This is a genomic window from Flavobacterium sp., assembly GCF_036782315.1.
In the GTDB taxonomy this organism is placed as follows: domain Bacteria; phylum Bacteroidota; class Bacteroidia; order Flavobacteriales; family Flavobacteriaceae; genus Flavobacterium.
This window is the reverse complement of record NZ_DAIPZK010000005.1, coordinates 70,657-91,433: the sequence shown is the minus strand read 5'-3', so window position 1 is coordinate 91,433 and position 20,777 is coordinate 70,657. Positions and strand designations below refer to the sequence as shown.

19 protein-coding genes and 1 pseudogene are annotated in these 20,777 nt (G+C 30.9%); 2 read left to right on the top strand and 18 right to left on the bottom strand.

The features are described from left to right. Positions 1-70 precede the first annotated feature (70 nt). The 8 genes from V7P59_RS06220 to V7P59_RS06185 form a co-directional block, all read right to left on the bottom strand. Positions 71-310, bottom strand: a complete 240-nt coding sequence (locus V7P59_RS06220; protein ID WP_333809289.1) for a cytochrome C oxidase subunit IV family protein — start codon at positions 308-310, stop codon at positions 71-73. Positions 311-320: 10 nt separating this feature from the next. Then, positions 321-890: a cytochrome c oxidase subunit 3 gene (locus V7P59_RS06215; protein WP_333809288.1), complete on the bottom strand. Its 570-nt coding sequence runs from the start codon at positions 888-890 to the stop codon at positions 321-323. Then, positions 887-1,549 (bottom strand): carbonic anhydrase, encoded by a 663-nt coding sequence (locus V7P59_RS06210; protein ID WP_333809287.1) that lies wholly within the window; start codon positions 1,547-1,549, stop codon positions 887-889. Before V7P59_RS06210 ends, V7P59_RS06215 begins: the two co-directional genes overlap by 4 nt. A gap of 10 nt (positions 1,550-1,559) precedes the next feature. Then, complete coding sequence (locus tag V7P59_RS06205) at positions 1,560-2,531, bottom strand: DUF438 domain-containing protein (RefSeq protein ID WP_333809286.1); 972 nt, start codon at positions 2,529-2,531, stop codon at positions 1,560-1,562. A gap of 1 nt (position 2,532) precedes the next feature. Continuing rightward, on the bottom strand, positions 2,533-4,299 hold the full coding sequence (locus V7P59_RS06200) for a nitric oxide reductase activation protein NorD (protein WP_333809285.1): 1,767 nt from the start codon (positions 4,297-4,299) through the stop codon (positions 2,533-2,535). Between the two features lie 9 nt (positions 4,300-4,308). Then, positions 4,309-5,094: a CbbQ/NirQ/NorQ/GpvN family protein gene (locus V7P59_RS06195; RefSeq protein ID WP_333809284.1), complete on the bottom strand. Its 786-nt coding sequence runs from the start codon at positions 5,092-5,094 to the stop codon at positions 4,309-4,311. Between the two features lie 108 nt (positions 5,095-5,202). Then, positions 5,203-6,537 (bottom strand): cbb3-type cytochrome c oxidase subunit I, encoded by a 1,335-nt coding sequence (locus tag V7P59_RS06190; protein ID WP_333809283.1) that lies wholly within the window; start codon positions 6,535-6,537, stop codon positions 5,203-5,205. A 16-nt stretch (positions 6,538-6,553) separates the two neighbouring features. After that, on the bottom strand, positions 6,554-6,985 hold the full coding sequence (locus V7P59_RS06185; protein WP_333809282.1) for a c-type cytochrome: 432 nt from the start codon (positions 6,983-6,985) through the stop codon (positions 6,554-6,556). Positions 6,986-7,138: 153 nt separating this feature from the next. Between V7P59_RS06185 and ric the strand changes: the two genes are divergently transcribed. Beyond that, on the top strand, positions 7,139-7,861 hold the full coding sequence (gene ric / locus V7P59_RS06180) for an iron-sulfur cluster repair di-iron protein (protein WP_333809281.1): 723 nt from the start codon (positions 7,139-7,141) through the stop codon (positions 7,859-7,861). A 124-nt stretch (positions 7,862-7,985) separates the two neighbouring features. Here ric and V7P59_RS06175 read toward each other — a convergent pair whose 3' ends face one another. The 8 genes and pseudogenes from V7P59_RS06175 to V7P59_RS06140 all read right to left on the bottom strand — a co-directional run bounded on the left by V7P59_RS06175 (position 7,986) and on the right by V7P59_RS06140 (position 18,267). Beyond that, complete coding sequence (locus V7P59_RS06175; RefSeq protein WP_333809280.1) at positions 7,986-9,263, bottom strand: alginate export family protein; 1,278 nt, start codon at positions 9,261-9,263, stop codon at positions 7,986-7,988. Between the two features lie 27 nt (positions 9,264-9,290). After that, positions 9,291-9,884 carry an SCO family protein gene (locus V7P59_RS06170; RefSeq protein ID WP_333809279.1) on the bottom strand — a complete coding sequence of 198 codons (594 nt, stop codon included), beginning with the start codon at positions 9,882-9,884 and terminating at the stop codon, positions 9,291-9,293. A gap of 23 nt (positions 9,885-9,907) precedes the next feature. After that, a complete protein-coding gene (locus V7P59_RS06165; protein ID WP_333809278.1) occupies positions 9,908-10,693 on the bottom strand; it encodes a formylglycine-generating enzyme family protein in 786 nt (261 codons plus the stop codon). Positions 10,694-10,712: 19 nt separating this feature from the next. Continuing rightward, positions 10,713-11,024 (bottom strand): annotated as a pseudogene (locus tag V7P59_RS06160) (c-type cytochrome); the annotation flags it as partial. A gap of 140 nt (positions 11,025-11,164) precedes the next feature. After that, positions 11,165-12,631 (bottom strand): copper-containing nitrite reductase, encoded by a 1,467-nt coding sequence (gene nirK / locus V7P59_RS06155; protein WP_333809277.1) that lies wholly within the window; start codon positions 12,629-12,631, stop codon positions 11,165-11,167. 543 nt (positions 12,632-13,174) lie between these two features. Then, positions 13,175-14,704 (bottom strand): recombinase family protein, encoded by a 1,530-nt coding sequence (locus tag V7P59_RS06150; RefSeq protein ID WP_333809276.1) that lies wholly within the window; start codon positions 14,702-14,704, stop codon positions 13,175-13,177. A gap of 215 nt (positions 14,705-14,919) precedes the next feature. Further along, complete coding sequence (locus V7P59_RS06145) at positions 14,920-15,828, bottom strand: hypothetical protein (protein ID WP_333809275.1); 909 nt, start codon at positions 15,826-15,828, stop codon at positions 14,920-14,922. Positions 15,829-16,422: 594 nt separating this feature from the next. Next, the gene (locus V7P59_RS06140; RefSeq protein WP_333809274.1) at positions 16,423-18,267 is read right to left on the bottom strand and encodes an ATP-binding protein; all 1,845 of its coding nucleotides are present in this window, start codon (positions 18,265-18,267) and stop codon (positions 16,423-16,425) included. Between the two features lie 674 nt (positions 18,268-18,941). Between V7P59_RS06140 and V7P59_RS06135 the strand changes: the two genes are divergently transcribed. Further along, positions 18,942-19,208, top strand: a complete 267-nt coding sequence (locus V7P59_RS06135) for a hypothetical protein (protein ID WP_333809273.1) — start codon at positions 18,942-18,944, stop codon at positions 19,206-19,208. 286 nt (positions 19,209-19,494) lie between these two features. Here V7P59_RS06135 and V7P59_RS06130 read toward each other — a convergent pair whose 3' ends face one another. Next, positions 19,495-20,193 carry an IS1 family transposase gene (locus V7P59_RS06130; RefSeq protein ID WP_333809272.1) on the bottom strand — a complete coding sequence of 233 codons (699 nt, stop codon included), beginning with the start codon at positions 20,191-20,193 and terminating at the stop codon, positions 19,495-19,497. Positions 20,194-20,327: 134 nt separating this feature from the next. Next, positions 20,328-20,774, bottom strand: a complete 447-nt coding sequence (locus tag V7P59_RS06125) for a hypothetical protein (RefSeq protein ID WP_333809271.1) — start codon at positions 20,772-20,774, stop codon at positions 20,328-20,330. Between the last annotated feature and the right edge of the window lie 3 nt (positions 20,775-20,777).

Below are 20,777 nucleotides of genomic sequence, written 5' to 3'. Positions count from 1 at the left end.
TAGTGACAAATAAAATACAATCCTTCAGATTAATATATGATTATTATCATGCTTTGAAAATTGGAAGAAGTTAGAGTAAAATAACTAAAATGATCCCCATTAAACCGCCAAAACCTAATATCAGATATTTCCAAAAAGGATGCGCTTTTTTTAATTCCATAAATTGAAAGGCTACCAACCAAAACTTGATTAAAGCTAAAGTCACAACTGTTGTTGCCATAATTTCTGCACTAACATTTAATGCCAAAAAAGCAGCAATTACGGTAAGTGCTAGCAACAAAATAAACGTAGAAGAAATAGTGTCTCGCATAATCTAACATTTAAAAAAATAAATAAAGTAGCGGAAATAAAAGCAACCAAATTAAATCGCACATGTGCCAAAAACTAGCGCTTGCTTCGATGTCTTCAAAGGATGCTTCGGTTTGTTTTTTCTTGATGGAAAATGTATTTACTAATAAAATTACCAATCCCACCAAAACATGTATAAAATGAAAACCCGTTAATAGCCAATAAAATCTAAAAAACGAATTGTAATCCATGTGCAATCCGGCTTCTAATTTTTCGTAATATTCGAATGATTTTAAAACTAAAAATCCGAAACCTCCAACCATTGCCCAATTGAAATAAATCAACATCTTTTTGATGTTAGCAGCTTTAAAAAAATGAATTCCTTTGGCTACAAAAAATCCGCTAGTTAATAATAAAATAGTGTTTATAGTTCCTATTGTTTTATTTAGTTTTAAACTACTGTTGTGAAATAATTCACGCTCTTCAGAACCGTAATAGGCTAAGGCTAAAATCGCCATTCCGAAAGTGATGAGTTCTAAATAAATGATTATCCAAATTAAAATGCCTCCAGGCGGATAGTATATTGATTTTGTATGGTTCATGGTTGTAATAATTCGACTTTACCTGTGTGTAAATCGTAAAATGTTCCTATTATTTTTATTTTCTTTTGAGTGACCAAATCTCTAATAATCTTACTGGATGAAAGAATGTGGTCTATTGTGGAAAGCACGTTTAACCTACCTGTTTCATTTGATAAATGTTCGGGTAATGGATATGTTCTGTGATGACTAAAAGCTACTTTTATTTGATTGGTTAACTGCGTAAGATGCCCTAAATTCACATTGTCGATTGCGCCTTGGACCGCACCACAATTGGAATGTCCTAAAACCACCAATAATTTAGTTCCTTTTACTTGAACAGCGTATTCCATGCTTCCTAATATATTATCGTCTTCGATATTTCCAGCAACACGCGCAACAAATAGATTTCCAATTCCTTGGTCAAAAACAATTTCTGGCGGCACACGAGAATCGATACAAGACAACACAAAAGTATGAGGATGTTGGTCTTTTTGGGAATGGTGAGCTTCATCAATAAAATCATGATGTATCGGTACATTATTAACGTAGCGCTGGTTTCCTTCCATCAATTCTTTTAAAGCTTCATTTGCTGTTTTTGAAACATGATGGTGCTCGACAGTTTCACAAGAAAAAATAAAAATAATAAAAATGCTGAATAAAATCGTACCTATAATTTTCATAACTTTTCAATTAACTATTCCATTCTAACAATCGTTTTTCGCCACTAATTTGTTTGATATCGGTAATATCTTGCGACATTTCGATTACGCCTTTGTATCTTTTTTGAGCATCTCTAACTGCGAAATAGCGAATGTAAATCAGGCGTTCTTTGTAGTTAATCCAAAAGGAAGCTTCGTTTTGTTCGCCTTTTCTAAATGCTTCTAAAATTTGCAAAACCGTATCCACACTTTTGGGCGGATGACAAAAACGAACTTCTCTACCAATAATTCCGGCGCTTCGTGGAAATACACGTTCTTCTCCTCGATTGTAGAAAATTACTTTATCGTTTTCATCTACATAAGTTAAATCGATGGGTAGCGTTTTGAAAAGTAGATTTACTTGTTCTACCGTCATGTAACCTTCATCATAATGCGCAGCATTTTCGTTAAAAATAACATCGTTTCTGCGTTCTGTATCTTGAGAAGGATGAATGTATTCAGATTCTTTTGGGAATTTTGGTGGTGCTTCTGATAACATCCAACCAATTTCGTCTTCTCCTTTTCGCATTTTAATCCAATCTCCATCGGATAGCATTTCTAAAGCATTTGGAAACAACACGTTTTCTTCAACATCTAGTAAACGATATAAACTTTGAGAAATTAAATTCGTATTGTGTTTGGCAGAAGTAAAATCTTGATCGTCTAAATTTTTTCTAACAATTCGAAACATTTCCCTAATCGTTTCGTGAAACGACCACATATTGCGAGATGGTCCCGTCCAACCTTTTTGTTCTAAAAACGGAAATAATTGATTTTCTTTTCGCTCAAAGCGCCGTTCAACGGTTGCTAAATGATTGAATACATTATAAAATTTCTGAAATTCCTCTTTTGGATTAATGCTATTCAATTCTTCCAATAATTGATGAATAAAATCGGTTTCTACGAAATAAGTATGAATGGGATGTCCTTCAATCACGTTTGTATGTGTTTCTGATGTTGCCATTTTATTGATGTTTGATTTTCTCATAAAGTTTTACCAATGATTTTAGTAAAGCTTCGGGAGACGTTAATATTTGATAATGATTTTGACCGAACATTTGCGGTAAATAATATTTGGCTTGCGCTTCAATGGCTAAGGCATACGAATTAATCTTTCGCTCGTTTAGTTCTCTCAAGGCTTGTTTAATGTCTTGAATACCATGTTGTCCTTCGTATTTATCGTAATCGTTTGGTTTTCCATCGGAAAGCACGATAATCCATTTGTTTTTAGCATCCAATTGATCCATTCTTGCGCCAGCATGACGTAAAGCGGGACCAATTCGGGTGTAACCATTAGGCTCAACAGCTCCGATTTTATGTTTGGCTTTGTTCCAACTTTCGTTGAAATCTTTCAAAGTGAGATAAGTAGTGAAATTTCTGGTTTTGGAGTAAAATCCATCAATAGCAAAATCGATGTCGAACTCATTCAGAATTTCGCCAAATAAAATGGAAACTTCTTTTTCTACATCAATCACACGATTTCCTGTGACGTAACCATCGCTTGAAAGACTAATATCTAACAAAACTAAAATGGCTAAATCCTTGTTCTTCTTTCTTTGAGATAAATAAATGCGTTCGTCTGGCGATTTTCCTGAATGAATGTCGGTATATAAATCGGTTAACGCGTCTAAATCGAAAGCGTCACCTTGTAATTGTCTTCGTTGTTGTTGCATTTTATTATTTACGCTAGTAAGCATTTTTCGTAAACCATTTAAAGTGGTTTTGTACTTTGCCATCGTGTTTTTATAATAAGTTACGTGCGTTTTGAGTTGGGTTTTTGGATACACTTTACAGAAATCCGTTAAGTAATTTCTTTTTTTGAAATCCCACTCGTCATATTTTAAATGAAAGCCTTTTTCATCTACCTCAGCACTTTCGGCTATTGAAGTATTTTCGACAAAATCCGCTTGATATACAGAATGCACCATGTCATCAACACGAACCGTAAACTTCATGTCCATTTCTTCCAAGGCTTCTTGATGGTCTTTTAAATCATCTTTTCCATCAAAATCGCGCCAATTTCCGTTGAATTCTTCTGCGGTTTCAATTTTCTCGAAACTATGCATTAACACATAATCTTCTTGTTGTTTTTTGTCGATAGTAAGCGATTCAATTTCTTCTACCGCTTTGGCATGAAGTGTGGTTTCAGCTACAACATTATTTTTTATTTTCTTAGTATTGTCATCAAAATTTTGCAATACATTTTGGTCTTCAATTTCGGGTGTGTTTTTCATCCATTTTCCGTACAACCAAGAATAATCAATGGATTGGTCTTTTTTATTAACAGGTAGTTTTGGCACCGCATCATAATAAAACTCTTGCATGGATGGATATTTTTCAAACATTTCACCAATAACTAATGGCGCTGTTTCAAAGGCTTTTTCCAAAGAAAGTTCGTGTGTATTATCTTGGTTATCCCAATTGAAATTCAGTTGTTTTTGAATACTCAAATACACCGTTCTGAAAAAATAGAATTTTAGGTTTTCTTCTTTTGTTGGGAACAGCGAACAATTTATTGGAAGAAAGAAGTTTTTGTTTTTATAACCGCCTTCTCGTTCGGCTGGAAAAATTTCGATTGGAGCACCACAAATAGCTCTTGCAAAAAGAGTCAATCTCGGTTTAATATCGGACAAGTTGATTTGACGGCTCAGAATTTCGGCATCATTGAGTCGTCTATTTTTAAAGTACTTGAGTACTTTTTTATAGATAATTTCGTCTAATTCTAAGCCCATATCTCAAATCTAAATCATTAAATCGCACAAATCGTTTAAAGCTTGGATGGTTTCTTGCTCGTCTGTTAAAGGTTCCACAATGGCAACATGAACGGCTAATCGTTTTGGTAATCCATTATTGATAAGTTTCGCGGCGTCTACTAATAATCGGGTGGAAACGGTTTCGGTTAGGCCTAATTCGGTAAGATTTCTAATTTTTCTTCCTATAGCGACTAGCTTTTGAGCGATATCGGCATGAATTCCGGTTTCGCTAATTAAAATTTCGGCTTCAATTTTTGGATTGGGATAATCGAATGAAAGCGCTACAAATCGTTGACGAGTGGATGGTTTCAATTCTTTAAATCCTTTTTGATATCCTGGATTGAATGAAGCTACCAAAAGAAAATCAGGATGCGCTTTGATGGTTTCCCCTAATTTATCAATGAAAAGTTCTCTTCTATGATCGGTTAAAGAGTGAATAGCTACAATGACATCAGGACGTGCTTCTGCAACCTCATCTAAATATAAAATATATCCGTTTTTTACGGCTATGGATAAAGGTCCGTCAATCCAAATGGTTTCGGCTCCTTTGATAATGAAACGTCCAATTAAATCGGTTGCTGAAGTTTCTTCGTGACAACTTACGGTGACTAATTTTTTGTTGACTTCATTCGCTATATATTCAATAAAACGCGACTTTCCAGAACCTGTTGGACCTTTTAATAATAAAGGCAATCGTAATTGATTGATTTGATTAAAAATTTCAATTTCAGCACCTACTGCTTTATAAAATATGGTTTTTTCTGCTACTATCATGACAATTTATTTTTGAAAAAACCGAAACCAAAAGCGGGCAGCGACAACTCTGGGCAATTGGTCTCGGCTGGTTATTAATTGTATAATTCTAACCTAAATAATTAATAACTATTCTTTTACTAGAGCCTCATCTGTAGGTTTACCGTATTTGATAAACTCTAAGATGTACAAGGTAATTCCGGTTGTAAATAATGTGGCACACAGCAACAATACCACAAAGTGAATACTGATTTCGTTTTGAACATCCATAAAATCCATTTTCATTTTACGTTCCATGTACACTTGGGCTACACCTGCTACACCAAAAGCTACTGTCATTCCTAACATTCCGATATTAGATAACCAAAATGCCATGTGACCTCTTGTACTGTCGTATAATTTTCTTCCGGTAATATTTGGTAAAGCATAGCTAATAATTGCTAAAACAATCATCGCGTAAGCGCCCCAGAATGCATAGTGACCGTGCATTGCTGTTACTAAAGTTCCGTGCGTGTAAATGTTGGTTTGTGGTAAAGTGTGAGCAAATCCTAACAATCCAGCTCCGATGAAAGATACAATAGAAGCTCCTATAGTCCAGAATAAGGCAATTTTGTTTGGATGTGATTTTTCACCTTTTCTATACATATATACTGCGAATAATGCCATTGCTAAGAAAGCTAATGGTTCTAATGCTGAGAAAATTCCACCTACGATTAACCAAATTTTATTTACTCCGATGTAGTAGTAATGGTGACCAGTTCCTAATAAACCTGAAAGGAATGTCAAACCAACGATTACGTATAACCATTTCTCGATAACTTCTCGGTCAACACCTGTAAGTTTGATTAATAAGTACGATAAAATACCACCCATGATTAGTTCCCAAACTCCTTCAACCCATAAATGAACTACCCACCAACGGAAGAATGAATCGGTAACTTGGCTATCGAACCAAATCATACCAGGTAAGTATAATAAAGCGGCAAAAACTAATCCCATTGTTAAAACTAATGCTGTTGTAGTTCTACGTTCTGCTTTGTATAAAGTGGTGAGGATTAATCCTAAGAATAATAATACGTTTACCACTACTAAAAAGTCAAGTTCTCTAGGAATTTCAAGGAATTTTCGTCCTTCCCAAATATTAAAGTGGTAGCCAACGATAGCTAAAACGCCGACAACTGCTAATGAAATTAATTGAACATAAGCCAATTTCACATTGACTAATTCTCTTTGTGCTTCTTCGGGAATGATATAATACGCAGCTCCCATGAAACCTGTTAATAACCAAACTACTAATAAATTCGTGTGAACAGCTCTTGCTGTATTGAACGGAATAAAATCGTGAAAACCATCCATTCCAATTCGGGCAAAGCCCATAATAAAACCATAGATAATTTGTAATGCAAATAATAACATGCATAATCCAAAGAACCAATACGCTACTTTTTGTGATTTATATTTCATGATACTAAATTTTGGATTATTCTTCTTTAGCTAACGGGGAAACCACTCGGTCAAAACCATTCAAATCAATGTTTCCAATCCATTTGAAATAAGCAATCATGGCTTCGGCATCGGCATCGTTCATTTCGTATTTGACCATTCTTCTGCCTTTTGGTCCCCAAGGAACTGGCGATTGTAAAACGGCTTTTACGTAGCCTTCTCCTCTTCTTTCGATTACTTTGGTAAGTTCTGGAGCGTAGTAGCCTCCTTCTCCAAGTATGGTATGACAACCCATACAATTATTCGATTCCCAAAGTTCCTTTCCTCGAATAACTTTTGCATCAATCTTATCATGATAAGTTTGATCATTTTTAGGCATGAACGAGTAAATAGTTAAGCCTATAAAGACTAAAAAGGTTACTACTGTTCCACCTAAAAAAAATGCTCGTGCTTGTGATTTTGATAACATATTTTAGATATTAGTTAGAAATTATAAAGGATAATTTTGTCCTTTAATTAAATACAAAATAACTACCAAAAAAAAACATGCTTTATGATTCAAATCATACTATAGAAATTAAATTAAGGATAAATTTGTCTTTTATTTATACAAAACATTATTATGGTAATAGATTCAAACAAAACAGTGGGAAAAATAGTAGCAGATGATTATAGAACTGCAGGAGTTTTCAGTCAGTTAGGTATCGATTTTTGTTGTAAAGGGAACCGAACAATCGATGAAGTATGTGCAAAAAAAGGCATTGATAAATATGCGCTTTTAGATGAATTAAAACGTGTTACGGCAAACAACAACAATCAAGGAATCGATTTTAAATCTTGGGAATTGGATTTATTAATTGATTATATTGAGGAAAAACACCATCGTTATGTGGAAGAGAAAATTCCGCAATTGCTATCGTTTTTACTTAAATTGGAACAAGTACACGGCGCTCAACATCCGGAACTATTCGAAATTAAAAAACTATTCAAAAGAAGTGCTGATGAATTAACCCAACACATGAAAAAAGAAGAGTTAATTCTGTTTCCATTCATCAAAAAAATGGTAGAAGCGAATCGAAATAACACACCTATCAACAATCCTGGATTTGGTTCTGTTGCCAATCCTATTGCAATGATGATGGAGGAACATGAAAATGAAGGCGAACGATTTGAAAAAATTGTAGAATTATCAAACAACTACAACCCACCGGCTGATGCTTGTAACACTTACAAAGTAACCTTTAAAATGTTACAAGAATTTGAAGCGGATCTACATACACACATTCATTTAGAAAATAATATTTTGTTTCCAAGTGCCATTGTTTTACAAGATAAGTTTTATTAGTTAATTAGGTTCTTTAAACGGAGTCGTTTTGCAAAACAGAGCGACTCTTTTTAAAGTAAAAGGACTGCTAAAATACATTAGCAGTCCTTTTTTAATTAAAATAACCCATTTATAATTAATCAATCTATTTTTTGTAAGTAAACAATTGCGGATTAAATGAAATCATTACCCATGCCCAATTGTTACAATTGTTGTTATTTCCTCCTTTTAATATTTCCATTGTATCGCTAGCAAACATTTTTGATACACCACCAGAAATTACAAAGCTTTTATCCATTTTATAAGTAGCTGTTAAATCTATTTCTGTACCTAAATAACTATCTTTTGCCTCTAAAGTAGTCATGTTGTAAACCGAAGCAGCGCTATAAAAAAGATGTGGAGCTAACGTTACTTGCCATTTATTCTTGTCGTAAATGAATTTGGTGTAATAATCTTGTAATCCAACCGAGTTTTTATGATTCCCAACGTAGAAATAATCCATCAAACCATTGAATCCGTGATTGGTTCCAAATAATGGTGTGAATGATTTTACTTTGGTATCGGTATCATTTTGATCTTTTCCTGATAAATAGTCGAAACTTAATTCGGCTTTAAATGGAGAAGAGAATTTATATCCTAAACTAAATCCAGCATAATACGCACCAACATCTACTTTATCATTAGTAACTGCAGCTTCACCTGTTTGAGCGTACAAACCGAAATCACCATAAAATTTAGAAGCATCCCATTTTCCGTAAATTCCGAGAGTTTGTAAATAGGCAACTTGAAATTTATTTTCAGTTAAATTTTCATATTGATAACCATTATTCAATGCTAAAAAGCTCAAACTCATTTTTGAAAATTTTTGATTGAACCAAATAAACTGCATGTTTTTGTAATTCGTCATATAAGCGGATTCATACAAGGCTTCGTTATTGTTATTTAAAGCTGCACCGAAATCCAATTGGTAGTTATTTTTCTTATTTGTAACTAAAACCGCGTCGTGACTTTGACCTTGTTGTAACCAATCGATTCCACCCATAATTCTTTGATTATCGTATGAAAGCACTTGTCGACCGAATTTAGCTGTCCAATTGGTATTAAAATCATACGAAATCCAAGATTCGAATAACGCTACTCCATTTTTATCAGAAGGAGAAGTGGTTGCCACATCACCCCAAACTCTTACATTTTGAAACGATAAATTGGCTTTAAATTTTTCTTGTTTATAGAAGAAATTCATTCTCGAACGTTGGGAAACAAACGAAGTGGGATAAAAATCATCTTTCATTAATTCTTTGAAACCGTTTCGGTATTCAAATCGAGGTCGTATTTGTAGGTTGACTTCTAACTCTTGGGCAAAAGAACCTACGGTTGAAATTGCAAAAGCAACTGCAACTAGCATTTTATTTTGAAGTTTCATGTTGTATTGAATTTTTTTGGGGAAGCACTACTCTATTTTAGCCGCTTCTTCTTTAATTTTTGAAACCGTTTTATCGTAACTAACTCCTAAGCCTTCTTGCTGGAATGCCAATTCTCCTTCTTCATTAAATACACTGATAATATTAGAATGTGAAAAATCTATCGGAGATATTTTTTTATAATTTACGGCTAAAACCGCAGCAAATTCTCTTGTGTTTTCTTCGTTAGAACGCAAGAAAACCCATTGATTTCCAGTCATTTTATTTTCAATAGAGAATTCTTTTAATCGTTTTGGCGTATCAACCGTTGGATCAATACTTACTAAAACCAATTGCACTTTATCTTTGTATTCTTCAGGAATTCTTTCTTCAATATTTCGCATGTCAGCAACTAATCTTGGACAAGCCGCTTTGCATGAAGTGTAAATCATTACCATAACAAGAACTTTTCCTCTCAGTTCTTTCAGTTCAATATCTTTTCCATCTTGATTGGACCATTTTTCAGGTAAGTTGTAAATTGATAAATCAGTTATTGGTTTATCCTTTATATCTTGTTTTTCATCTTTTGCATTACATCCGATTAATAAAAGGGAAGCAATTACGAATAAAATTATCTTTTTCATGACTATTTTTTTTAATTGAAAACTCAATTAGCGATGTCTTTGGCACATCTGAAGCCCAAATTTTTTGTAGTATAGTTTGCTTTTATGCTGCCTCTGAAAGCATAGCGCATAAAAGCCGCATAATTCATTAAATCGGTGGCGTTGACTGAACCACTTCCGCAAAACAAATCTTTATCGGTATCTTTATCTTTTCTTGATTCTCCTGATAAAAAGATGCTATTGAAATCAAAAGTCCATTCCCAAACAAGTCCGTGCATATCGTAAACGCCCCAATAATTTTTGAATGTTTTCCCTACGGAATTGTTGTAGATTTTGTTTTTTTCGTACCAACTCAAGATGTATTTGTTGAATTCTTCTCTAGAACGAGCGTCTTTTCTTTTTTCATCGGCCATAGCTACATATTCCCATTCGTCTAAAGTGGCTAATCTTTTACCTTGACATTCGCAGTATTCTTTTGCTGCAAACCAAGAAATGTTTGTAACTGGCGCATTGGCATTTAATGGTCCGAAACTTAAATCGCCAGTCCATTCTGATAAATAAGTAGCATTGGCAAAAAGGCGTTTGATTTTTGATTTTCTGTAATTCGGATTTTTTTTCAAGAATTCTAAATACTCTCGATTTGTAACTGGATATACATCCAATAAAAAGGATTTGATATAAACTGGTTTTTTATCTGTTGTTCCATATAAAGGAACGTAACTACCTGATCCAATGGTTACCATATCCTCTAGCACCTGAGAAAAAGAAATGGAAACCCAAGATAATAAAATTAGGCAGTAGTGAAATCGTTTTAAAATATGAGTTTCCATTCTTCAGTTTGTTTATAGTTTATTTTTTACCTCTTTGTGCTTTTACCATAGCAGGGGTAACTTTTGTATTGTTATTTCCCCAACTGCTGTAAACATAAGTCAATACATCTGCCACTTGTTCGTCACTCAATCCTTGACTTGTCATAGCACTATTATATTTCTGTCCGTTCACAGTAACAGGTCCACTTAATCCGTTTAATACCACTTTAATAGCTCTGTTTACATCTTTATTTAGATAATCTGATTTTGCTAAAGGTGGAAATGCATTTGGAATTCCTTGTCCGTTTGCTTGATGACAAGCTACACAAGTTTTATTATAAATTGCTTTTCCTTTATTTCCATCCTGAAATGCAACTACTTCAGATGTTTTGGTTGTTGGTAATTTAAAACTGATTAAAGTTCCAGTTACTATAAGTGCAATTACACTCAATACTATTTTTTTCATTTTGTATTTATTCTATTTATTTTTAATTAATGCATCTCTTTTGCTTTTGGAGCTGGTTTTGCTCTTTGTGTTTTAACCATTTCTGGAGTTACTTTGGTTTTGTTGTTTCCCCAACTGTTGTATACATAAGTTAAAACATCTGAAATTTCTTGATCTGTAAGGTTTTGACTGGTCATTACCGAATTGTATTTTTTACCATTTACAGTGATTTCACCACTTAATCCGTGAAGAACCGCATTGATAGCTCTATTTGGATCAGCATTTAAGAAATCAGATTTAGCTAATGGAGGGAAAGCTCCAGGTATTCCTTGACCTTCTGATTGGTGACAAGCAAAACAAGTTCTTCCATAAACATTTTTACCATCTGTAATCTGTTGGTCTAAGGTTTTGTTAACTACAATTTCTTTTCCATTACCTGTTTTCGGCATGTTTTGAATAGTTCCTCCTTCTGGGTGATAAATTCCTTCTTGTGTAGTACCAGAATAAATTTTAGCATTCTCAGCGCCTTCTACTTTTAACATCCCTAATGCACCTTTATTAAATGCTCTGAAGATAGAGTGGTCTACTAAAATAAATGTTCCTGGAACGTCAACTTTAAACTCTACAATTGCAGAACCTCCAGCAGGAATTAAAGTTGTTTGTACGTTTTTGTTGATCATGTCTCCACCTTCAATGTGTACCTTGTCGAAAATTTCTCCAATAACGTGGAAGGAAGAAACTAAATTTGGTCCACCGTTACCCATATAAATTCTAACTGTTTCTCCTACTTTAGCCGTTAAAGCTTTTTCACCTGTTAAAGCCCCAACTTTACCATTAAATACAACATAATCCGCGTGCTCATCAACAGCTTTTGTCATATCGAAAGGTTGCATTCCAGGTTCTCCGTACTTTCCTTTCGTATAGAAATCCCCTTGCATTACGTAGTATTCTTTATCAACTGGAGGTAAACCACCTTCTGGTTCCACCAAAATTAAACCGTACATTCCGTTTGCAATGTGCATCCCTACAGGTGCTGTAGCACAGTGGTATACGTATAATCCTGGATTAATACATTTAAAATTGAATGTTTTTTCATGCCCAGGTGCTACTAATGAAGAAGCTGCTCCACCACCTGGTCCTGTAACTGCGTGTAAATCGATGTTGTGAGGCAATTTGTTGTCTGGGTGATTTTTTAAAGTAAATTCTACTTCGTCACCTACTCTAGTTCTAATAAAACTTCCTGGAACACTACCTCCAAAAGTCCAGTAAACATACTTAACACCGTCGGCCATTTCACCTTCGATTTCTTTAATTTCCATGTTTACAATTAATTTTTTAGCAGGGCGATTTCCAATTGGTTTGGGAACAAATGGAGGCGCTGTTAATTCTGCAATCATTTCATCACCAACAGCAATGTCTGCATAATTGGTTGTTGAGTCAGCGTTCTGTTTACATGCGATACTTGCTGCACAAGCCACACATAATACAAGAACTTTTTTAATAAAATTACTCATGGTAGAAAAAATTAGTTTTTAAATATTGGTTTCAATAATAGTTTCATTACTATCATTTTACAAGCCAAAATTAAAAGACAAAAATATCCTTTAATATGATAAAAATCATGTTTCGAAAAAAAGTTAAAAAAATATTAAAAATTAAGAATATCAAAAACAAATTCAATTAATTAATTTACTTATTTAAGTAAATACTCTTGAAAAAAGACAATGCTTATAAGATAAATAAGTTACATCTATTATTTTTTTGAAAAAATCAAATAAATAATTAAAATATGAGTAAAATAGATTTACTGGGATATCTAGTTGTTATATCTCTAGTATCAATATATTAGTAAAAATCTATCAGATATTAATATGATTATATTTCTAAAAAATAATTACTGTTTCATTAACAATTTTTATTTTTTAAAATTAAAAATATGCTTAAATTTACAGAATACGATTTGAGATAATTTGATTAGTTTAAAAAGGTGGTAAAATCGGTTACCCTAATTTAGTAACATCTTCCTCTCCTTTTAAAATATGAAGTTTTGAGAAAGGTTATATTCTCTCCGACTCCACTAAAGTGGACAACTCTATATTTTTATAGATTTGTTCACTTTTTTTATTTTCTAAAATATTGTTATTCAACATTATAACCCTCAAAACTTCGTTAATTCTTTGAGTTCGACATTTTTTTCCGTCAAAATATATTTTTTCAGGAAATATAGAACTAAGTAATGCTTGCTTATCTCCTACTGTTCCATTTTTATAAAAACTATTTAGGTTACTAAGTACTGAAATACCAGACTTTAACCATTTGCCATAAGTAAGATCTGTAACGTTTAAAGCTTCAATTTTATCTTTTAAATCTCTTCTTATTCCTTCATATCGTTTTAATGTTAACATATAATTTTCATTATCAATATTTCCATCTACATACAAATCTTGGAGTTTTTGAATTCGAGTATTTTGTTCATTTAATTGAACAGTTAATCTGTCGAGTGATAATTCATCTTCTCCTGATTTATTATTCAATAAATTTTTTACCATCAACTCATAAAGAGTTTTCGATTCTTTTGTAAATTGAAATTCTCCCAAAATAGATTCCATGTTATTATTAACATCTTCGCTTGGAAATCTTTCATTTTTACAATAATTACAATGATAGTAAGCATATCTTCTCCCAGTTGCACTTCTAGATTTACTAGCCGTTAACTTTGCATTACATGAAGAGCAAAAAAGAATACCTCTCAAAGGAAATTCATCTCTTTGAAATGAATACCCTTCTTTCTTATTTGATGTAACTCCATTTAAAACATCTTGTACTTTAAAAAATAAACTATCCGAAACAATTGCTTCATGAATTCCATTAATAATTTGAGTAGGTTCATTTCCTAATTTTGGGATTATTATTTTACCCATATAGAATGGATTTCTAAGCAATTTAGACATATTGCTTCTACTTACTTTAATTCCTTTTTTTCTCAAATCTTTTATAATATCACTCTGAGGTTTGCCTTCGCTTACTTCTTTAAATGCATTTTGAATTAAATTAGCATTATCAGCTACTACTACGATTGGCTTGTTTTTTTCATCTCTAGAGTTCTTATATCCAATTGGAGCCATTCTAGACCATCTTCCAGATTTAAGAGCTGCTCGGATTCCTCCTCTAATTTTTATTGATCTTCTTTCATTATCGATTTCTGGAATAGCTAAAAACATAGCCAAAATTGCTTTGTTTTCAGGAATTCTCATATCTATTGGTTGTTCGATTGCTTGTACTTCAACTCCAAATTTTTCAAGAGTCCTAATCATTATTAGCGAGTCGGTTAAGTTTCTTGAAAATCTATCCCAAGATGTAACTAATAATAAATCTATAGCTCCTTTATTCTTCTTTAAAAAAGTAAGAAACTTTTGATATTCAGGTCTATTGAAATTTTTAGCAGAATGGTCTTCCTTGTACTCCTTTACAATTTCTATCTCGTTTCTACTACAATAAGTAACTAATTGTTCATACTGAATATCCAAGCTATATCCTTTAGCTTGTTCATCACTACTTACGCGACACATTATGGCTGCTCTTTTCATAATTATGTTTTTTATAAAATTCTTCTACAGTTAATTTAGCATAAAACTCTAACAGTTCTTTGATTTCTTTAATATTCTCATCTGAATACTTTACTCCTTTTTTGTTTAATATTTTTTTGCATTCTTTAAATGAAACCATGTTTATTACACATGTGCATCACTTTCGCTTTCTACGATAAGCTTACTATTTATTTATCGATCTGAGTTTTTCAGTATCATAATTTTATTTTTTCAGTATCTTCAAAATTTACAATATTTCCGTTTGCAATATCTATAGTAATTTTTTTGTAATCCGATTTTTTTATGTGATTGATTATTCTACTTTCTAAAGCTACTTTCTTTATTGTAGTAACTTCAATCAATTCAATATTGCCAGTTTTATATTTTACTTTTAATTGTTTAATTTTTTGAAAATTCTTTCTAATGATTTTCAATAATTTACTTTCTTGCTCCGTTAATATCATAGTAAATGAATTATACTTCACATCATTTTTATTACTTAAAAATTTAGAAACATAACTACTTATTGGAATATTGTAAAATGGAAAATTTAAAAAATCATCTACTAAACTTCTTATACCTGAATTACTATATTCTTGTAACATTGTTTCAGAAAATGGTAAAAAATAATATGAATCATCTTTTCTTATAAATAAAGAAAGTTGTTCACTAGTATAAATAATATTTACTATTAAAATATCTAAAATATTAAAATTCAAATTTTGATTAGAATCTACTTCATTTAAATCATTATATAACTGACTGTATACTTCAAAGTCTTTTTCTCCTATGGTATTTTTTACTTTATCAAATAGTAAAATATAGTCTTTTACTTTAAATTTACTAACAAGATGATTTTTAAGCAATAAAATCTCTTCATTACTACTTCCAAAATCTTTTAACTGTTCAACTATTTTAATCCAAACATATTCCGAATAACTTATTTTATTCCAATTCCCTTTATCAGATTCATCACATTCTGATAGTAAATCGAATCTTTCCCAATTTTTTATATCAGAATAAACAATATCAATTTCTGTTTTTAAAAAAACTTTTTCTTGAATTTTATCAAATAAGTAAGGAGCTTTTTCTAAAATAGAAAAGTAATCTGCAACATTAATCATATTAATTATTTTTTACAAAGTACGAATTTAACAAAAAGTTTGTAATATTACAAACTTTTTGTTGTAAAAAAATTAATCAGAAGAAATCAAGATGGAAACTTCAAAAAATAGAAACTTCAAATTAGAAAACACATAGAAAAAGTAGAAAAAACAAAGTAAAAATTTCAAAAAAATAGAAACTTCAAAGTAGTAAAAACATCAAAAAAATAGAAAAATCGAAGTAGAATAATCAAAGTAAAATTTAGTATCAAATAGACAAAAAACTGTTATTTGATAGATTTTGATTTTTTTACATCAAACAAAAAATATATACTTTATTTCCTTTAAATATAACTAAATGTAATTTTTAGACTAAAAATAATTGCATAAAAAACTAGTATCTAAAAATTATTAGATACTAGTTGACTCAATTTTTATAAAAATCATTATGCTTTCAAACTCACAATAATTGCTCTAAAACTTTATAAACCAATTAGATGATTTCTATATTCTCCTCCAAAAATTAAAAGTATTACAAAACATTTCATTCAGAAGTGTATTTATTTAAGGAAATCAGAAAGTAGTAATTGAAACAAACCGCTGTTTTGTTCAAACTTAATTTAATCTTGCTTTGATTTCCTTAAACCAATTGTCTATTTCTTCATGAGAGTTTCTTTGTTGAAAAGTTTCAATGGTCAGACATAAGGCAGTATGCTCATTTAAATATTTCTTTACAAAACTCAAACAACGCTCACGATACCGTTTTGGTTCATCTGCAAATGGTCTTCCTGGATTTCTATGTAAATGCCTTAGTTCTGCTATAATGTAAGAAATGTCAGAGTTATCATCAACAGTTAACATTATGTCAAATCCGTCATTCGCTCTAAAACTTGGTACTATAATACTTTCATGATAATAATTTTCAAGTTCTCTTTTTTGTGTCAAAGTGGCAAAATGATTTAAACCACGTGCATTCACCTCGTTTACGAATTCTTGATATTTGTTGTCCAAATCTCTATCGTAAATATGAACTTCAAGTTTATTTAATTTTTTTAGATAATTGTTGGTAACCCAATGCCCTAATGTTCCTCCTCCAAGGCTTATAGCGATTATTCTAGGGTCATTAACCAAATCTATTCCATATAATGGAGATATAGCATTAAAAAAAGCAATATCTGTTGGACCTTCTAAACAAAGAAAAAGATTAACATCTTCAGGTTTTTTTCCAATATTTGGCAAAACCCCCAGAGTTGTAGCGATATCTTCCAAGTTTTCATTACTTCCATCTTCAATTATGAGTTTTAAATTTTCTTTATGGATAAAACGTAAATTTTCAACGGGTATTAAACTAGCTAAACTAGGGCTGTGTGTAGTTGCAATAATTTGTGTATTTCCATTGGAAGATAAATCGATTAACGCTTCAATTAATTTTTTTTGCCAATCAGGATGCTGTGATGTCTCTGGTTCCTCAATTGCGTAAATTACATTTGCAGTATTTTTCAACTTTCTCTTTCTTTCCGCTTCTGCTCGAAAGAAATTAATGAGTAGTAGTCTTCGAACTCCACTTCCTCTTTTGTTCATAGGTACTTCATCACTAGATAAACTTGGAGTAAATAAACTATGCCATTTCAATTCTGTTGGATATTGAGGTGTTAATTGTTTTGCAACTTCTTCGTTCATTTCTTTGAGTTTCTCAAGTGTTAGATTAGCTACTTCAGCAACTTCTTCTTCTACTTGTCTCTTTATATCATTTAAAACAACTAAATGCTTTTTAAAAGCTTCCTCAGCGGCAACTTTTAAAGGGTCTTGTATTTCCTTATCTTTCTCGTCATTTTTTCGATCAGATTGAAAAAGTGCAAACAATGGAAGTTCTGGGAAGATTTTGTCCCAAAAATCTTTGATTCCTTCTTCTGAAATTTCAAGATAAGTTGTGTTTGTTATTAATTCTTCTCCGAAACTTTTCCAAATTGCTTTTCTAATTTCGTTTTTTATTTTGGCATTATAATCTTCAGTTACATTAAGTTCTTTTGCTCGAGTTAGAAGTTCTTTGATTTTAAGGTTATGAAGGTCATTTGCAAATTTATTAGTAGGATGATTACAGACTATGTAAGTTTTGGGTTTTGACATTGTTGAGTAATCTTTTTTAATTTCTAAAAAACCATCCGAATTTAAAAGATATTCATCTTTTAAATTTGTCATTGCACCTGCATCAACGTCTAATTCAGTTGGAAGCTGTGTAAATGTTGCTGTTAATTTAATACCTTTTTTGTCTTTTTTAGCAACAATATTTATGTCATCAGAATCTAACTTTCTATTTTCAAAAAAAATATCCATTGCTTCCAAAATGGATGATTTTCCTACGTCATTTTTTCCAATCAGAACAATTAAATCATCAATAGTTATTGTTGTTGGTTCGGTGTATCCGCGAAAATTTTCCAAAGTAAAACTGACTAATTTCATATGTTTAGTTTGTTGTATGTTTATAAAGCTGTAATCGGAGTTTGCCTATAACTTATTAATATTCTATGTTTTACTATTTAATTGAACATATTTAGCTGTTTTAAAAAGATATATTCAACTATTGTTGCGTATTATTTTTTATAAATCATTAAAATGGATTTTAATCAGCTGAATATTTTTTTACTCTATACACTAAGTTAATTTACGTTTTATTATGTATCACATTATCGCTAGCAAACAACTGCTTATCTTTTTAATCACCAGCAATTTGTTCTGGATTTTGATTAACCATTGTCATAAAATACTTACTTCCCAAACATAATAAAAAAATAGCACCTATACAACCCGTAAAAATACCTGATTTTCAAACTAGGTAGAAATACGTAGGAACTTTCTTAGCGAAAGTAAATAAAGTGGATGGAATAAAAATGTGGAAATCCGTAAAATGATTTTAGAAAATCATAGTAAGGTTAAATATCTTTTTTTAATAAAAACAACATGAGAAAAACCATAATATATTAATCTTTTTGTTTTTATAGTAAACTCAATATTATAACCCACTAAAATGCCTAAGTAATTTTTACTAAGTATTATCAAAACCATGTGACATTTTAAATATTGAAAATCAAATTTATGGCATTTATTTTGATGTTAAATTAATTACATTTTACACTATGAAAACAGATAAAGAAATATCAGAACATTATATTGAATCAGCTGAAAGACATTTGATGGAAAATGATATATATTCAATTGAAAAAGCTGTTGTACACTACAAGAGAGCAATTCTTTTTGACCCAAAGAACCTAGAGCTAAGAAAAAGGCTAAATGAAGTATTTTATGAAGTTTGTAAAAAAAATAAACGTATTGAAAATGAAGATATTGAAAAAACTTTCATAATAAAAAGTTTTCTAGATTCATGCAAAAATGGGAATTTATAATATGTAAAATCTCTTTTTTCTATAGATTTTAGTTGTGAGTACAATTATTTTGGAGAGACATTAGATTCATTCATTTTAAATTTTATTAAAGAACTAAACCATAAAAAAACAAAATGCGAAATTGGATACTTTTTAATTGCTAATCGATTTAATAGTTGTTTGATAATAAATGAATATATTTTGAGAATCAATATCAAAGAAAATAAAATTAATTTTATAACCTCACAAAAACTTGAAGGAGCAGATATTAGTAATCTGATAATTTGGGTGAATAACTAGTAAATTTCTAACCCCAAAAATAAATTCTCAAAATACATTGTAACAATATGAAACTTCTTGAAAAACAAATAGTTTTTCTGTTAAGACGTTTAAGATGAGTTCTTAATGAAAGGTTTTTTCTCTCAATATGATTAGTACCAAAGGGCTTTATTTTATGAACTAATTCATTTAGAAGAGACTTATAATGTACTAAACTATCCGTATAAATTGTTTTAGGATTTGAAAGTAACAATGTATTTGTAACATATTGTAATGTTCGTTTGGTTCTTCTTCCTATACTAAAATTTACAACTTGCTTAGTTTTCCTTTCTAATGCATAAACTATCCAAACTGGACGTTCTTTATTTTTGATAAATGTTCTGATTTCATCTACCTCATATGTCTTGTTCTTAAATATAGGCTGATTAGGTATTTTCTTTGCAATTGAAATTATTCTTTTTAACAAGGTTGTAGTTGATATTTTTAAAATTCTTGCAGTGCTTCTTATTCCAAGACCTTCTTTTGTAAATTGAATTATTCTTTTGTTTACCCAATTATTATAAGCTTTGTAGGTATAAAAATCTATAAATCTAGTTTTACATGTTTTACAAATAAACTGTTGCTTCCTATTAGCTGTATAACCGTTTTTTATAACATGATTTGAACTACAACTTGGACAAATTTTCCTATCACTAAATCTGATACACGAGATTTCATTTTTTATCATTTTCTTTGATTTAAGCTCTTTAAACATAAAAAAAGATGAACTATATAGCTCATCTTTTTTATAATTATTTTTAATTTTTGTTGATTATCAATTTGTTAAATATCAAAAAAGTGCTCATCACTAAATCTGAAACATTACCAGTTAGGATTTGGCTCAGAAAATTCATATTTAAAAAACCAACCAATTTTAGATGATTTTGTTGGTTTCATTCTAAAGTCTAATCCTACATACCATTCCGAGTTTACTTTCATATAATAACCCCAGCCTGGAATATATTTTATTTTAGTTTCATCAAAAATTTTAGAAATATCATCGTTTATCTTCAATTTTTCTACACTAAATTTTGAATCTTTTGTTGAAATATACTTTATTTTTTTATTTTCCGAAATAGCTAGCGTATAAGAAATATTTTTATAATGAATCTCTTTAACATCAAGCAATGCTCCCGATGGAATCATAATTTTATTTCTACTGCTAATATCCCCGTTGATTTGAGCGCCTAACTGGAATTTATTTTGAGGACAGCAGGAAAATAAAACCATAAAAAAAATTAACTGAAAAATTTTGTTTTTTAAATTCATAAT

Excerpts from the sequence above, each read along its gene's own strand:
- V7P59_RS06175 (WP_333809280.1), bottom strand. The coding sequence starts at position 9,263 with ATGAAACTTCAAAATAAAATGCTAGTTGCAGTTGCTTTTGCAATTTCA.
- V7P59_RS06220 (WP_333809289.1), bottom strand. The coding sequence starts at position 310 with ATGCGAGACACTATTTCTTCTACGTTTATTTTGTTGCTAGCACTTACC.
- V7P59_RS06185 (WP_333809282.1), bottom strand. The coding sequence starts at position 6,985 with ATGTTATCAAAATCACAAGCACGAGCATTTTTTTTAGGTGGAACAGTA.
- V7P59_RS06150 (WP_333809276.1), bottom strand. The coding sequence starts at position 14,704 with ATGAAAAGAGCAGCCATAATGTGTCGCGTAAGTAGTGATGAACAAGCT.
- V7P59_RS06135 (WP_333809273.1), top strand. The coding sequence starts at position 18,942 with ATGAAAACAGATAAAGAAATATCAGAACATTATATTGAATCAGCTGAA.
- V7P59_RS06145 (WP_333809275.1), bottom strand. The coding sequence starts at position 15,828 with ATGATTAATGTTGCAGATTACTTTTCTATTTTAGAAAAAGCTCCTTAC.
- V7P59_RS06165 (WP_333809278.1), bottom strand. The coding sequence starts at position 10,693 with ATGGAAACTCATATTTTAAAACGATTTCACTACTGCCTAATTTTATTA.
- V7P59_RS06200 (WP_333809285.1), bottom strand. The coding sequence starts at position 4,299 with ATGGGCTTAGAATTAGACGAAATTATCTATAAAAAAGTACTCAAGTAC.
- V7P59_RS06195 (WP_333809284.1), bottom strand. The coding sequence starts at position 5,094 with ATGATAGTAGCAGAAAAAACCATATTTTATAAAGCAGTAGGTGCTGAA.
- V7P59_RS06140 (WP_333809274.1), bottom strand. The coding sequence starts at position 18,267 with ATGAAATTAGTCAGTTTTACTTTGGAAAATTTTCGCGGATACACCGAA.
- V7P59_RS06170 (WP_333809279.1), bottom strand. The coding sequence starts at position 9,884 with ATGAAAAAGATAATTTTATTCGTAATTGCTTCCCTTTTATTAATCGGA.
- V7P59_RS06215 (WP_333809288.1), bottom strand. The coding sequence starts at position 890 with ATGAACCATACAAAATCAATATACTATCCGCCTGGAGGCATTTTAATT.
- V7P59_RS06125 (WP_333809271.1), bottom strand. The coding sequence starts at position 20,774 with ATGAATTTAAAAAACAAAATTTTTCAGTTAATTTTTTTTATGGTTTTA.
- V7P59_RS06130 (WP_333809272.1), bottom strand. The coding sequence starts at position 20,193 with ATGATAAAAAATGAAATCTCGTGTATCAGATTTAGTGATAGGAAAATT.
- nirK (WP_333809277.1), bottom strand. The coding sequence starts at position 12,631 with ATGAGTAATTTTATTAAAAAAGTTCTTGTATTATGTGTGGCTTGTGCA.
- V7P59_RS06210 (WP_333809287.1), bottom strand. The coding sequence starts at position 1,549 with ATGAAAATTATAGGTACGATTTTATTCAGCATTTTTATTATTTTTATT.
- ric (WP_333809281.1), top strand. The coding sequence starts at position 7,139 with ATGGTAATAGATTCAAACAAAACAGTGGGAAAAATAGTAGCAGATGAT.
- V7P59_RS06190 (WP_333809283.1), bottom strand. The coding sequence starts at position 6,537 with ATGAAATATAAATCACAAAAAGTAGCGTATTGGTTCTTTGGATTATGC.
- V7P59_RS06205 (WP_333809286.1), bottom strand. The coding sequence starts at position 2,531 with ATGGCAACATCAGAAACACATACAAACGTGATTGAAGGACATCCCATT.